Raw genomic sequence first — 12,511 nt, 5'->3', positions numbered from 1 at the left:
ACGTCAGAAGAGTGTGCCCTCCTCCGGTCCCTCCAGCTCCTTCAGCAGTTCCGGGCCGTTGTTGCGGACGTTGCTGACGGCCGTGGGCACCGGGTAGGCCCGCATCAGGCCGCCGGGCGGCGGGGCCAGCAGCTCCCGCAGCTCCTCGGGGTCGGTGCGGGCGGGGTCCAGCCAGGCGTCCCAGCGGTCCGGGGTCAGCATCAGGGGCATCCGGGGGTGGATGTCGGCGAGCGAGCCGGGGCCCTCGGCGGGGGCGACGGCCAGCGGACCCTGTTCGGCCTCGGTGGTGATCACCGAGCAGGTCGCCCACCAGGCGCCGGGATGGTCGTCGGGCAGGGTGCGGTCGCGCCAGAACTCGTACAGCCCGGCCATGGCGAACACCGAGCCGTCGGCGGGGGTCACGAAGTACGGCTGCTTGCGCGCCCGCTTCTTCCTGCCCTCCACCTCCAGGTCGCGCTCCTGCTCGCCGGTGACCCACTCGTAGTAGCCGTCGGCGGGCAGGATGCAGCGGCGGGCGGCGAAGGCGCGGCGGTAAGCCGGCTTCTCGTGCACGGTCTCCGCGCGGGCGTTGATCATCCGGGCGGCGCCCTCGGGCGTCCTGGCCCAGGACGGCACCAGTCCCCACTTCAGCCGGCGCAGCTGGCGAACCGGACGCCGGTCGGCGGCGTCTTTCAGCGGACGGTCCAGGACCGCGTAGACCTCCTTGGTCGGGGCCACGTTCCAGTCCGGCGCGAGGGCCTCCTCGGGTTCCGGGGTACGGTCGCCCCCGTCCGCCGGGGCGGAGGGGACCCCCAACTCGACACCGAAGACTCCCGCGAGATCCTCTGGACCACGACTGGCCGCATACCGTCCGCACATACCAGCCACAGTGCCAGAGTCCGTACGACGACAGGGAGCCACCCGCAGACATGGACAGCAACACGACCACCGCGCTGCCCGACCTCTGGGACCGGCTCAGCGGCACCCAGTCCGGTCCCGACCTGTGGGTGGTCCTCGCGACCCTGGCCGCCGCGCTCGCCGTGGTCGCCCCGCACCCGGTGTGGCGGGTGGCCCGGAACGCGATCACCATCGCGCACGAGGGCGGCCACGGGCTGATCGCGCTCGTCACCGGCCGCAAGCTGACCGCGATACGCCTGCACTCCGACACCAGCGGCCTCACGGTGAGCCGGGGCAAGCCGTACGGGCTCGGCATGATCCTGACGGCCGCCGCGGGCTACACCGCGCCCTCGCTGCTCGGGCTCGGCGGGGCCGCGCTGCTGGCCGCCGGGCGCATCACCCTGCTGCTGTGGGTGGCGACCGCCCTGCTGCTGGCGATGCTGGTGATGATCCGCAACGCCTACGGGGTGCTGACCGTGGTGCTGACCGGCGGGACGTTCCTGCTGGTGTCGTGGCTGGCGGGACCGCAGGTGCAGGCGGCGTTCGCGTACGCGGTGGTGTGGTTCCTGCTGCTGGGCGGGGTGCGTCCGCCCTTCGAACTCCAGGCCAAGCGCAGGCGGGGCGGCGCCGGGGACTCGGACGCGGACCAGCTGTCCCGGCTGACCCATGTGCCGGCCGGGCTGTGGCTGTTCCTGTTCCACGCGGTGTCGCTGTGCTCGCTGATCGGCGGCGGGCAGTGGCTGCTGCGGCTCTGAGCCGCCGCCGGGCGGGTTCGATCAAGATCTGGGTGCGGTCCCAGCCACTAAAGTGGGGCGCATGACCGTGAACCCCGCTCACACCGCCCTCTGGCCCGCCCCGCACGCGACCGGGGCCGTCGACGCGACGGTCCACGTGCCCGGTTCCAAATCGGTCACCAACCGGGCCCTGGTGCTGGCCGCCCTCGCCTCCGAGCCGGGCTGGCTGCGCCGTCCGCTGCGGTCGCGGGACACCCTGCTGATGGCCGGGGCGCTGCGCGCGATGGGCGTGGAGATCGAGGAGGGCGTCGGCCCGGACGGCTCCGGCGAGGCGTGGCGGGTGCTGCCGACGGGGCTGCGCGGTCCGGCCACGGTGGACGTCGGCAACGCGGGCACGGTCATGCGCTTCCTGCCGCCGGTCGCCGCGCTGGCCGACGGCCCGGTCCGCTTCGACGGCGACCCCCGCTCCTACGAGCGCCCGCTGCACGGCGTGATCGACGCGCTCCGGGTCCTGGGCGCCCGGATCGACGACGACGGCCGGGGCGCGCTGCCCCTGACCGTGCACGGCGGCGGGGCGCTGGAGGGCGGCCCGGTGGCGGTGGACGCGTCCTCGTCGTCCCAGTTCGTCTCGGCGCTGCTGCTGTCCGCCCCGCGTTTCAACCAGGGCGTGGAGGTCCGCCACACCGGCGCGACCCTGCCCTCGCTCCCCCACATCCGGATGACGGTGGACATGCTGCGCGCGGTCGGCGCCCAGGTCGACACCCCGGAGTCGGGCGGCGAGCCGAACGTGTGGCGGGTGACGCCGGGCGCGCTGCTGGGCCGGGACCTCACGGTCGAGCCGGACCTGTCCAACGCCCAGCCGTTCCTGGCGGCCGCCCTGGTCACCGGCGGCAAGGTGACGATCCCGGACTGGCCGGAGCGCACCACCCAGCCGGGTGACCGGCTGCGGGAGATCTTCACCGAGATGGGTGGCTCCTGCGAGCTGACCGAGTACGGGCTGGTGTTCTCCGGTTCCGGCGCGGTGCACGGCATCGACGTGGACCTGGGCGACGTGGGTGAGCTGACCCCCGGCATCGCCGCGGTCGCCGCCCTCGCCGACTCCCCCTCCACCCTGCGGGGCGTGGCCCATCTGCGGCTGCACGAGACGGACCGGCTGGCCGCGCTCACCAAGGAGATCAACGAACTCGGCGGTGACGTCACCGAGACCGCCGACGGCCTGCACATCCGGCCGCGCCCGCTGCACGGCGGTGTCTTCCACACCTACGACGACCACCGGATGGCGACGGCCGGCGCGATCATCGGCCTGGCGGTGCCGGGAGTGGAGATCGAGAACGTGGCGACGACGGCGAAGACCCTCCCGGACTTCCCCGAGCTGTGGGCCGGGATGCTCGGTAACTGAACGGGCGGGACGAGATCATGCGCCGCTACGGCAAGCACACCGACGAGGACGACATCCGTACCCGTCCCAACCGCAAGGGCAACCGCCCGCGGACCAACATCCGGCCCAAGCACGAGGACGCGGCGGAGGGCATGGTCCTCACCGTCGACCGGGGCCGGCTGACCTGCCTGGTCGAGGGGCGGACCATCACCGCGATGAAGGCCCGCGAGCTGGGCCGCAAGGCGGCCGTGGTGGGTGACCGGGTCTCGATCGTCGGTGACCTGTCGGGCCAGAAGGACACCCTCGCGCGGATCGTGCGCATCGGGGAGCGCTCCTCCCTGCTGCGCCGCACCGCCGACGACGACGACCCCTATGAGCGGGTCGTGGTGGCCAACGCCGACCAGCTCGCCATCGTCACCGCCCTCGCCGACCCCGAGCCCCGCCCCCGGCTGATCGACCGCTGCCTGGTCGCGGCCTTCGACGGCGGCCTCACTCCCCTGCTGGTGATGACCAAGTCGGACCTGGCCTCCCCGGACAAGCTCCTGGAGCTGTACGGCGACCTGGACATCCCCTACGTGGTGACCAGCCGCGAGGAGCTGGAGAACGGCGACGCGGCCGACCGGGTCCGCGAGCAACTGGACGGAAAGATAACGGCGTTCGTCGGTCACTCCGGCGTCGGCAAGACCACCCTGGTCAACGCCCTGGTCCCGGAGGACCTCCGGCGCACGACGGGACACGTCAACGCGGTGACCGGCCGGGGCCGGCACACCACCACCTCCGCGCTGGCGCTCCCGCTCGGCGACGGCACCGGCTGGGTGGTCGACACACCGGGCGTACGGTCCTTCGGGCTGGCGCACATCGACCCCTCGCGGGTGATCAACGCCTTCCCGGACCTGGTGCCGGGGACGGAGGGCTGCCCGCGCGCGTGCAGCCACGACGAGCCGGACTGCGCGCTGGACGCGTGGGTGGCCGAGGGCCACGCCCGCCAGGCCCGCCTCTACTCGCTGCGCCGGCTGCTGGCGACCAGGGAGCGCCGGGAGGGCGACTGAGGCGCGTGTGGTTTGCCGGGGCGCGGGTTCGGTAAGTGCATAATCGCACCGAGCCGGAGATCCGGACCCCACGAGAGGACAGCGCATGGCGTGGCTGCTGGTCATCGTCGCCGGGCTTCTGGAGACCGGGTTCGCCGTGTGCCTGAAGCTGTCCCACGGGTTCACCCGGCTCTGGCCGACCATCGCCTTCGCCTCCTTCGCCCTCGGCAGCTTCGGCCTGCTCACCCTGGCTCTGAAGAAGCTCGACGTCGGTCCCGCCTACGCGGTGTGGACCGGCATCGGCGCGGCCGGGACGGCGATCTACGGCATGGTCTTCCTCGGTGACCTGGTGTCCGTCCTGAAGATCGTCTCCATCTCCCTGGTGATCGTCGGCGTGATCGGGCTCCAGTTGTCGGGGTCGGCGCACTAGGCCGTGTCCGGAAAGTCCCGCCTGGCTCGCGGTGTCTGGCACCGCACCCTCATCCGGCCTGACCGACAAGACACCCCCTAGCCCTCGAAGTCGCGGTGCAGGGCGTGGTGGACGAGTGCCGCCGTGCCGCCGTCGCCCGCCGGTGCCGCCACGCAGGACAGGCCGAGGCGGAGGGCGAGTTCGCAGGCGAAGGCCAGCTTCGCGGTGTCGGACGTGGGGGTGCCGGGCGCGGCGAGGACGGCCACGGCCCGGTCGCGCACCATCCGCAGGAAGTCTCCGGGCGCGGGCAGCGGCCCGTCGGCCCGGCGCTGCGCGGGCACGGTGGAGGTGGAGGGCACGCCGGGGCGGGCGGGCTCGGGGAGCCGTTCGGTCCAGCTTCCGGTGAGCATGGCCCGTACCAGCGCGTTGCCGCGGGCGGCGGTGGCGGTCCACTCGGCGGTGGCGGCCAGCCGGTCGCGAGGGTCGGCGTGGCCGGTGAGGGCGCGTTCGACGCCGGCCAGGTAGCCGTCGGCCTCGCGCCGCATCAGGGCGCGGGCCAGGCCGTCCTTGCTGCCGAACTCGTTGTAGAGCGTCTGCCGGGACACTCCGGCGGCCGCGGCCACGTCGACCATCCGTACCGTCGACCACGGCCGGTGGGCGAGCGCTCTGCCTGCGGCGTCCAGCAGCGATTCGCGGGCTGCGGGCATCTTCGCCTCCCTGGGGCGAGCTGTGGCGCTTAGATTTGACTCGCCCACCGGCCCTGTCAAGGGTCCAGGGGCGTTCCGGGGGCGTGGTTCGGCCTGCGCGCCGCACGCCGCGCCCGCGCTCCCCCCTGGTGGCTTCCGGACACCCCCGGCCGATACGGTCGTCACATGCCGGACTATCTCGACGATCTGCGCCTCGCCCATGTCCTCGCCGACGCCGCCGACGCGACGACCATGGAGCGCTTCAAGGCCCTCGACCTGAAGGTCGAGACGAAACCGGACATGACCCCGGTCAGCGAGGCGGACAAGGCCGCCGAGGAGCTGATCCGCAACCACCTCCAGCGCGCCCGCCCCCGTGACTCGGTGCTCGGCGAGGAGTTCGGCGCCGAGGGCTCGGGCCCGCGCCGCTGGGTGATCGACCCGATCGACGGCACCAAGAACTATGTGCGCGGGGTCCCCGTGTGGGCGACCCTGATCTCGCTGATGGAGGCGGGTCCGGGCGGGTTCCACCCGGTGGTGGGGCTGGTCTCGGCGCCCGCGCTGGGCCGCCGCTGGTGGGCCGCGAAGGACCACGGCGCCTTCACCGGGCGCAGCCTGACCTCGGCGAGCCGTATCCACGCCTCCGGGGTGAGCGGGCTGTCCGACGCGTCCTTCGCGTACTCCTCGCTCACCGGCTGGGAGGAGCTCGGCCGGCTCGGCGGCTTCCTGGAGCTGTCCCGCGAGGTGTGGCGCACGCGCGCGTACGGCGACTTCTGGCCCTACATGATGGTGGCGGAGGGCTCGGTGGACATGTGCGCGGAGCCGGAGCTGTCGCTGTGGGACATGGCGGCCAACGCGATCATCGTCACCGAGGCGGGCGGCACCTTCACCGGCCTGGACGGCCGTCCGGGCCCGCACAGCGGCAACGCGGCGGCCTCCAACGGCCTGCTGCACGAGGCGCTGCTGGAGCGTCTCGGCGACTGAGCGCACCCGCGAGGCCCGCGCGCCCTCCACAGGCCACGCGCGCCCCCTTGTTGACCTCCCTTTTACCTGTCACTCTGAGGCTTCCCTCGTTTGTGAATTCGTGAATCCGTGCTTGTGCGGCGCGGGTTCCGCAGGAGGTGGCTGAAGCCCATGCTCGTTCCCGCCCCCGCATCACCCCCCACGCTCGTCAAAGACGCCATGAGCACGGTGGTCCTGACCATCGGCCCCGCCCACACCCTCCGCCAGGCCGCCGCCCTGATGTCCGCCCGCCGGGTCGGCGCCGCCGTGGTGCTCGACCCGGACGCGGGCGGCATCGGCATCCTCACCGAGCGGGACATCCTCAACTCCGTCGGCCTCGGCCAGGACCCGGACGCGGAGTCCGCCCAGGCCCACACCACCACGTCCGTCGTCTTCGCCGCCCCGGCCTGGACCCTGCACGAGGCCGCGAGCGCCATGACCCACGGCGGCTTCCGGCACCTGGTCGTACTGGACCGGGGCGAGCCCGCAGGCATCGTCTCGGTCCGCGACATCATCCGCTGCTGGGCCCCCGCCCGCGCCCCCGAACCGGCCCTCTGACCTCACCCGGAGCCGGGTTGGACCGAGTCCAACCCTGCTCCGGTTCCAAAATCACACCTGTTCGGGATCTGGTCGGCCTGCTGTTACGCTGGCTGCCATGAGTGACCTTCTGGACCGGCTGCGTGGACGCGGATGGCGGCTGACCTCGCAGCGCCGAGTGGTGGCCGAGGTGCTGGACGGCGAGCACGTCCACCTCACGGCCGACGAGGTCCACGCGCGCGCCGTGGTGAAGCTGCCGGAGATCTCCCGCGCGACCGTCTACAACACCCTGGGCGAGCTGGTCTCGCTCGGCGAGGTGCTGGAGGTCAGCACGGACCACCGCGCCAAGCGGTACGACCCGAACGCGCACCGCCCGCACCATCACCTGGTCTGCTCCCACTGCGGCGCGATCCGTGACGTGCACCCCACCGGCGACCCGCTCACCGACCTCCCGGACACCGAGCGCTTCGGCTTCGCCGTCTCGGACGTCGAGGTGACCTACCGGGGCCTGTGCCCGGAGTGCGCGTCCGCCTGAGCCCGCCCGCCCCGGCGGGCAGGAGCCCGCACACGACCGAGGGCCGGAATCCATATGGATTCCGGCCCTCGGCCTTCAGTAGCGGGGACAGGATTTGAACCTGCGACCTCTGGGTTATGAGCCCAGCGAGCTACCGAGCTGCTCCACCCCGCGTCGGTGAACACGACACTACGGGACCGCTGGCCGCGAAGGCAAATCGATTCCCCACGAAGTCCCGCGCACGCCGTTCCCGCAGCTCAGGCCGACAGTTCCTCGCGCAGCGCGCCCTCCAGCCGGGCCGCCCGCTCGCCGACCTCCTTCGGGCCCAGCTCCATCGCGCGGGCCGCCCAGCGCTGCCCCTCGGCAAGCTCGCCCCGGCGCGCGTACACCAGGGCCAGACGCAGCGCGGCCCTGCCGTGTCCGGCGTCGGCGGCCCGGGTCCACCACACGGCGGCCTCGGGCTCGCTGCCCTCGCGGGCCAGCAGCAGCCCCAGGTTGAAGGCGCCGTTGCGGGAGCCGGCCTCGGCGGCCGCCCGGTACCAGCGCGCCGCCTCGACCACGTCACCGCGCGCCGCCGCGAGCATGCCGACCCGCACCTGGGCGCGCCGGTGGCCCTGGCCGGCCGCCCGCTCGTACCACTCCTCGCACTCGGTCTTGTCGTGCACGTTCTCGCCCAGCTCGTGCGCGGGCTCCGGCGGGCGGCGCGCGTCCAGCACGGTGGCCAGCCGGTACGCGGCCTCCGCGCTGCCGCCGCCGGCCGCGCACCGCAGGTGGCGCTCGGCGGTCTGCTCGTCGCCCTCGCGCAGCCGGGCGATGCCGACCTGGAGGGCGGCCTCGGTGTGCCCGGCGGCGGCCGCCCGCTCGTACCAGCGCACCGCTGCCTCGCTGTCCTCCGCGGTGTCGCGGCCGGCGTGCAGGATGCCCAGGTTGAACGCGGCGTCCACGCTGCCGGCCTCGGCGGCCTTGGAGAACCAGGGCTCGGCCCCGCTGGTGTCGCCGCCCCGCAGCAGCAGGATGGCCAGCGCGTTCGCCGCCTCCCGGTGCCCGGCGTAGGCGGCGCGCCGGTACCACTGCTCGGCCTGGGCGGTGCGGCCCTGCTCGGCGCAGAGCAGCCCGAGGTTGTAGGCGCCGTTGTCGTCCCCGGCGTCCAGCGCGGCCCGGTACCAGCGCTCGGCGGTCTGGGTCTCGCCGCGCTCGGCGTGCAGGGCGCCCAGCGCGTTGGCCGCGTTGCCGTCGCCGTCCTGGGCGGCGCGCAGCCACCACACGGCCGCGCTCTCGGTGTCCCCGGCGTCGCGCAGCAGGAAGCCGAGGGCGCAGGCGGCGCGCGCTTCGCCGTCCTTGGCCGAGGTGAGGTACCAGCGCCCGGCCTCCTTCAGCTCGCCGCGCTTCTCCAGGATGGCGCCGAGGTGCAGCGCGGCCCGGCGGTGGCCGCGCGCGGCGGCCTGCCGGTACCACTGCTCGGCCTCGGTGGACGCCTTCGCCGCACCGGGCTCCTCCTCGCGCCCCGTGCCGGGCTCGGCGTCGCCGCCGTCCAGGGAGCGGGCGAGGCGGTAGGCGGCCTCGCGGTGGCCGCGCTCGGCGGCGGCGCGCATCCAGTACGCGGAGCGGGAGTCGCCCCGGTGCTCCAGCAGGTCGGCGAGGGCGTAGGCGCCGAGCACATGGCCCTGCTCGGCGGACTGGCGCAGCCAGTACTCGGCGGCGGGTTCGTCGCCGCGCTCGCGGTGGTGGCGGCCGAGCGCGTGCGCGGCGGCGGCCGAGCCGGCGACTGCGGCGATCCGCCACCAGTCGGCGGCCTCGTCGGCGTACCCGCGCTGGTGCAGCAGGACGCCCAGGTTGTTGGCGGCGGGCCGGTCACCGGCGGACGCGGCGGCACGGAGCTGGGGTTCGGCCGCGTCGAGGTCGCCGCGGCGCAGCAGCATGGCACCGAGGACGCTGGCGGCCTCGGCGTCGCCGGTGCGCGCCGCCATCCCGAGGCGCACCTCCTCGGCGTCCTCCCCCATCTCGTCCACGTCGCGGGACGGTCCTTCACCCGAAGGCTGCACAAATCGCCCTGTCTCGAACAGAGTTGCCTTGTCCCCCATAACGTCCATCGTCGCACCACCTGCAACCTGGGTACACCCGGTGTACCGCAGCCCGTGAGGTCACTTCAGCGTTTTGTCGACATGCCCACAGAGAGACAAGTCAAACACAGTTGGCCCAACTCCGGGCGGCGGCGCGGCCGATGAAACGCGCGCGACATGGGTTCGCACATCACGAAGGCCCGGATCTCAATGAGATCCGGGCCTTCGTTTTCAGTAGCGGGGACAGGATTTGAACCTGCGACCTCTGGGTTATGAGCCCAGCGAGCTACCGAGCTGCTCCACCCCGCGCCGTTGTGTGTACAACTCTAGCACGGCGCGGGGGCAGCTCCGGTCAGTCGCCGCTGGTCCGGGGCTTGTCCGTCGAGGACTGGGCGTTCTCGGCCCGCCGCAGCGCGTCCTGGAGGTCCTTCTGCGCCTTGGCGTAGGCGTCCCAGTCCGGACCGGACTTCAGCGCCTCCTGGCCCGCGTCGTACGCCTTCTGGGCGTCTTCCAGGGCCTGGCGGACCGTCGGGTTGGTGGAGGCCGGCGGTTCGGTGGTGCCGGACTCCGGCGGCTCGGAGCCCTTGACCCCGAAGACCTTGTCCAGCGCCTGGTCCAGGGTGTCCTCGAAGGCGGTCCGGCCCTCGTAGGTCACCAGCACCTTGCGCAGCAGCGGGTACTTCAGCGTGCCGCCGCGCACGTACACCGGCTCCGCGTACAGCAGGCCGCCGTCCAGCGGGACGGTGAGCAGGTTGCCGTACTCGACCTGGGAGTGGCCCCGGCTCAGCAGGCTGATCGTCTCCGCGATGGACGGTTCGGAGTTGAACTGGCTCTGCACCTGCTTGGGGCCGTCGACCGTGGTGCTGGTCGGCAGCTTCAGGATTCTGATCTTGCCGTAGTCGCTGGCGCGCGGATCGGAGTCGACGGCCATGAACGCGCTCAGGTTGTCCCGGCCGTTCGGCGTGAAGGTCGTCGTCAGCGAGAAGACCTGCTGCTTCTGGTCCGGCATCTTCATGCTCAGGTAGTACGGCGGGACCGAGTCGCGCGAGTCGTTGGACGGGTCGTCCGGGACCTGCCACACCTCGCTGCCGCTGAGGAAGGTCTGCGCGTTGGTCACGTGGTAGCGGGTGAGCAGCTCGCGCTGGACCTTGAACAGGTCCTGCGGGTACCGCAGATGCGCCATCAGGGCCGGGCTGATGTCCGCGCGGGGCTTCACCGTGTCCGGGAACGCCTTCATCCACGTCTTGAGCACCGGGTCGGCGGAGTCCCACTGGTAGAGCTTGACGTCACCGGTGTAGGCGTCGACGGTCGCCTTGACGGAGTTGCGGATGTAGTTGACCTGGTTCTGCTGGGCCACCACCGCACGGGAGTTGTTGGTCGCGGTCAGCGAGTCGGCCGTGGTGTCCCCGAGCGTGGTGCGCGAGGCGTACGGGTAGCCGTTGCTGGTCGTGTAGGCGTCGACGATCCACTGGATGCGCCCGTCGACCACGGCCGGGTAGGCGTCGCCGTCGATGGTCAGCCAGGGCGCGACGGCCTCGACGCGGTCCTTGGGGGTGCGGTTGTACAGGATGCGCGAACCGTCGCCGATCGCACCGGAGTAGAGGATCTGCGGCTCGTTGAACGCCACCGCGTACGCCGCCCGGTTGAGCGGGCTGTCCAGGTTGACGCCGCTCCTGCCCTGGTAGCTGGTGGTCTTCTCGCCCGCGTCGTCGGAGTAGTCGATCTCCTTCTGGGGACCGCCGACGATGGAGTACGTGGTGGTCTTCTCGCCGTAGTACACCTGCTGCTGGTACTCGCCGAGGTCGCCCTTGGAGGGCAGGTTCTTCTCGGTGAAGACCGGGCGGCCCTTGTCGTCGGACTCGGTGCCCTTGGCGGCGACCACGCCGTAGCCGTGGGTGTAGCGGAAGTGGTCGTTGATCCAGTTGTTCTTCGGGATGCCGTTGAGGTTCAGCTCACGCAGGCCGAGGACGGTGTCCTGTTCCTTGCCGTCCTTGGTGGGGTACCGGTCGACGTCCAGGTTGGTCGGGAAGCCGTAGTAGTTCCGGATCTGCTGGAGCTGCTGGAAGGTGGGCGAGACCACGTTCGGGTCCATGATGCGGATGCTGGCGGTCTGGCCGACCTGGTCGCGCAGCTTGGTCTTGTCGTCCGTCGCGGCCCTGCCGGAGTACTCGCTGACCTGGGTGTGGTCGATCCCGTACGCCTCGCGGGTCGCCTTGAGGTTCTTCTGGACGTACGGGGCTTCCTTGGCCTGCTCGTTGGGCTGGACCTGGAACTTCTGCACGATGGCCGGGTAGAGGCCGCCGATCAGGACCGCGGAGAGCACCATCAGGCCGAAGCCGATGACGGGGAGCTGCCAGGTGCGCCGCCACAGGGTGGCGAAGAACAGCAGCGCGCAGATGACGGCGATGAAGAACAGGATGTTCTTGGCGGGCAGATAGGCGTTGGCGTCCACATAGCGCAGACCCGTCCAGTTGCCGGTCGCCCGGAAGTCGCTGGACTTCACCGCGAGTCCGTACCGGTCGAGCCAGTAGGCGACGGCCTTGAGGGAGACGAAGACGCCGAGCAGCACCGAGAGATGACCGGTCGCGGCGGCCGAGGCGCGCGAGCCGGGGCTGGTGACGCGCAGTCCGCCGTACAGGTAGTGGGTGAGCGCGGCGGCGATCAGCGACAGGATCGCCGTGGCGAAGCCGAAGGCCAGCAGGAAGCGGTACCAGGGCAGGTCGAAGGCGTAGAAGGAGACGTCCCGGTGGAACTGGGGGTCCTTCTGGTTGAACGGCACGCCGTTGACCCACATCAGCCAGACCCGCCACTGGCCGGCCGCCGAGGCACCGGCGATGAGGCCGACCAGCGCGGTGACGGCGAGCAGCAGCCAGGTCTTGTACGGCGCGATCCCCATCCGGTACCGGTCGAGGCTCTGCTGCTCCATCGACATGGCGCTCAGCGGGGGCCGCGTCCGGTGCGCGAGCCAGATGTTGAAGCCCACCGCGAGGGCCATCAGCAGACCGAAGACGAAGAACAGCCCGATCTTCGTCCACAGGGTGGTGGTGAAGACCGACGAGTAGTGCACCGACCGGTACCAGAGCCAGTCCGTCCAGAAGCCCGCGAACATGGTGAACGCCATGCCGAGGGCGGCCAGGACGCCCAGGGTCACGAGCAGGGTCCTCACCCGCCGGGACGGTCGGCCCGCCCTGATCCGTGGCCCCGTCGGGCCTCCGCCGCGGTCCGGCATCTGGAAAGCCAAGGTGCGCACCTCGAAGTCGCTGTCGATCCGTCAGACCCTCGGGTTCGCG

General features: G+C 72.1%; 11 protein-coding genes and 2 tRNA genes. 7 read left to right on the top strand and 6 right to left on the bottom strand.

Translation table 11 applies throughout. From position 1 onward, the window contains the following. Window positions 1-3: 3 nt before the first annotated feature. The gene (locus D0Z67_RS19475) at window positions 4-858 is read right to left on the bottom strand and encodes an SOS response-associated peptidase (RefSeq protein WP_031181127.1); all 855 of its coding nucleotides are present in this window, start codon (window positions 856-858) and stop codon (window positions 4-6) included. Between the two features lie 50 nt (window positions 859-908). Here D0Z67_RS19475 and D0Z67_RS19470 point away from each other — a divergent pair, with 50 nt between their 5' ends. From D0Z67_RS19470 to D0Z67_RS19455, 4 genes are all read left to right on the top strand, one after another. Further along, a complete protein-coding gene (locus D0Z67_RS19470; protein WP_031181126.1) occupies window positions 909-1,631 on the top strand; it encodes a M50 family metallopeptidase in 723 nt (240 codons plus the stop codon). Window positions 1,632-1,692: 61 nt separating this feature from the next. Beyond that, entirely contained in the window at window positions 1,693-3,009 is a 1,317-nt protein-coding gene (gene aroA / locus D0Z67_RS19465) for a 3-phosphoshikimate 1-carboxyvinyltransferase (RefSeq protein ID WP_031181125.1), read from the top strand. Window positions 3,010-3,026: 17 nt separating this feature from the next. Continuing rightward, on the top strand, window positions 3,027-4,037 hold the full coding sequence (rsgA, locus tag D0Z67_RS19460) for a ribosome small subunit-dependent GTPase A (protein ID WP_031181124.1): 1,011 nt from the start codon (window positions 3,027-3,029) through the stop codon (window positions 4,035-4,037). An 85-nt stretch (window positions 4,038-4,122) separates the two neighbouring features. Further along, window positions 4,123-4,446, top strand: coding sequence for a DMT family transporter (locus D0Z67_RS19455; RefSeq protein ID WP_031181123.1), 324 nt, complete (start codon window positions 4,123-4,125; stop codon window positions 4,444-4,446). Window positions 4,447-4,523: 77 nt separating this feature from the next. Here D0Z67_RS19455 and D0Z67_RS19450 read toward each other — a convergent pair whose 3' ends face one another. After that, window positions 4,524-5,132 (bottom strand): TetR/AcrR family transcriptional regulator, encoded by a 609-nt coding sequence (locus tag D0Z67_RS19450; protein WP_031181122.1) that lies wholly within the window; start codon window positions 5,130-5,132, stop codon window positions 4,524-4,526. A 165-nt stretch (window positions 5,133-5,297) separates the two neighbouring features. Between D0Z67_RS19450 and hisN the strand changes: the two genes are divergently transcribed. The 3 genes from hisN to D0Z67_RS19435 all read left to right on the top strand — a co-directional run bounded on the left by hisN (window position 5,298) and on the right by D0Z67_RS19435 (window position 7,182). Then, window positions 5,298-6,092 carry a histidinol-phosphatase gene (hisN, locus tag D0Z67_RS19445; RefSeq protein ID WP_031181121.1) on the top strand — a complete coding sequence of 265 codons (795 nt, stop codon included), beginning with the start codon at window positions 5,298-5,300 and terminating at the stop codon, window positions 6,090-6,092. Between the two features lie 198 nt (window positions 6,093-6,290). After that, a complete protein-coding gene (locus D0Z67_RS19440; protein ID WP_234312736.1) occupies window positions 6,291-6,668 on the top strand; it encodes a CBS domain-containing protein in 378 nt (125 codons plus the stop codon). 97 nt (window positions 6,669-6,765) lie between these two features. Beyond that, entirely contained in the window at window positions 6,766-7,182 is a 417-nt protein-coding gene (locus D0Z67_RS19435) for a Fur family transcriptional regulator (RefSeq protein WP_031181119.1), read from the top strand. 79 nt (window positions 7,183-7,261) lie between these two features. On the opposite strand, the gene D0Z67_RS19430 is transcribed toward D0Z67_RS19435, so the two are convergent. The 4 genes from D0Z67_RS19430 to D0Z67_RS19415 form a co-directional block, all read right to left on the bottom strand. Further along, a tRNA-Met gene (locus tag D0Z67_RS19430) sits at window positions 7,262-7,335 on the bottom strand. An 83-nt stretch (window positions 7,336-7,418) separates the two neighbouring features. Then, on the bottom strand, window positions 7,419-9,251 hold the full coding sequence (locus D0Z67_RS19425; protein ID WP_199812173.1) for a tetratricopeptide repeat protein: 1,833 nt from the start codon (window positions 9,249-9,251) through the stop codon (window positions 7,419-7,421). Between the two features lie 205 nt (window positions 9,252-9,456). Then, window positions 9,457-9,530: transfer RNA gene (locus D0Z67_RS19420), tRNA-Met, on the bottom strand. Window positions 9,531-9,573: 43 nt separating this feature from the next. Then, window positions 9,574-12,450, bottom strand: a complete 2,877-nt coding sequence (locus D0Z67_RS19415) for a UPF0182 family membrane protein (RefSeq protein ID WP_234312746.1) — start codon at window positions 12,448-12,450, stop codon at window positions 9,574-9,576. Between the last annotated feature and the right edge of the window lie 61 nt (window positions 12,451-12,511).

The sequence above is a fragment of the Streptomyces seoulensis genome (genome assembly GCF_004328625.1).
GTDB classification, from domain to species: domain Bacteria; phylum Actinomycetota; class Actinomycetes; order Streptomycetales; family Streptomycetaceae; genus Streptomyces; species Streptomyces seoulensis.
The sequence above is the reverse complement of the archived record's forward strand: the minus strand, read 5'-3'. Positions and strand labels throughout refer to the sequence as shown.

Coding starts and splice junctions, on each gene's coding strand:
- hisN (WP_031181121.1), top strand. CDS start 5,298: ATGCCGGACTATCTCGACGATCTGCGCCTCGCCCATGTCCTCGCCGAC.
- aroA (WP_031181125.1), top strand. CDS start 1,693: ATGACCGTGAACCCCGCTCACACCGCCCTCTGGCCCGCCCCGCACGCG.
- D0Z67_RS19450 (WP_031181122.1), bottom strand. CDS start 5,132: ATGCCCGCAGCCCGCGAATCGCTGCTGGACGCCGCAGGCAGAGCGCTC.
- D0Z67_RS19425 (WP_199812173.1), bottom strand. CDS start 9,251: ATGGACGTTATGGGGGACAAGGCAACTCTGTTCGAGACAGGGCGATTT.
- D0Z67_RS19455 (WP_031181123.1), top strand. CDS start 4,123: ATGGCGTGGCTGCTGGTCATCGTCGCCGGGCTTCTGGAGACCGGGTTC.
- D0Z67_RS19435 (WP_031181119.1), top strand. CDS start 6,766: ATGAGTGACCTTCTGGACCGGCTGCGTGGACGCGGATGGCGGCTGACC.
- D0Z67_RS19415 (WP_234312746.1), bottom strand. CDS start 12,450: ATGCCGGACCGCGGCGGAGGCCCGACGGGGCCACGGATCAGGGCGGGC.
- D0Z67_RS19440 (WP_234312736.1), top strand. CDS start 6,291: ATGAGCACGGTGGTCCTGACCATCGGCCCCGCCCACACCCTCCGCCAG.
- rsgA (WP_031181124.1), top strand. CDS start 3,027: ATGCGCCGCTACGGCAAGCACACCGACGAGGACGACATCCGTACCCGT.
- D0Z67_RS19470 (WP_031181126.1), top strand. CDS start 909: ATGGACAGCAACACGACCACCGCGCTGCCCGACCTCTGGGACCGGCTC.
- D0Z67_RS19475 (WP_031181127.1), bottom strand. CDS start 858: ATGTGCGGACGGTATGCGGCCAGTCGTGGTCCAGAGGATCTCGCGGGA.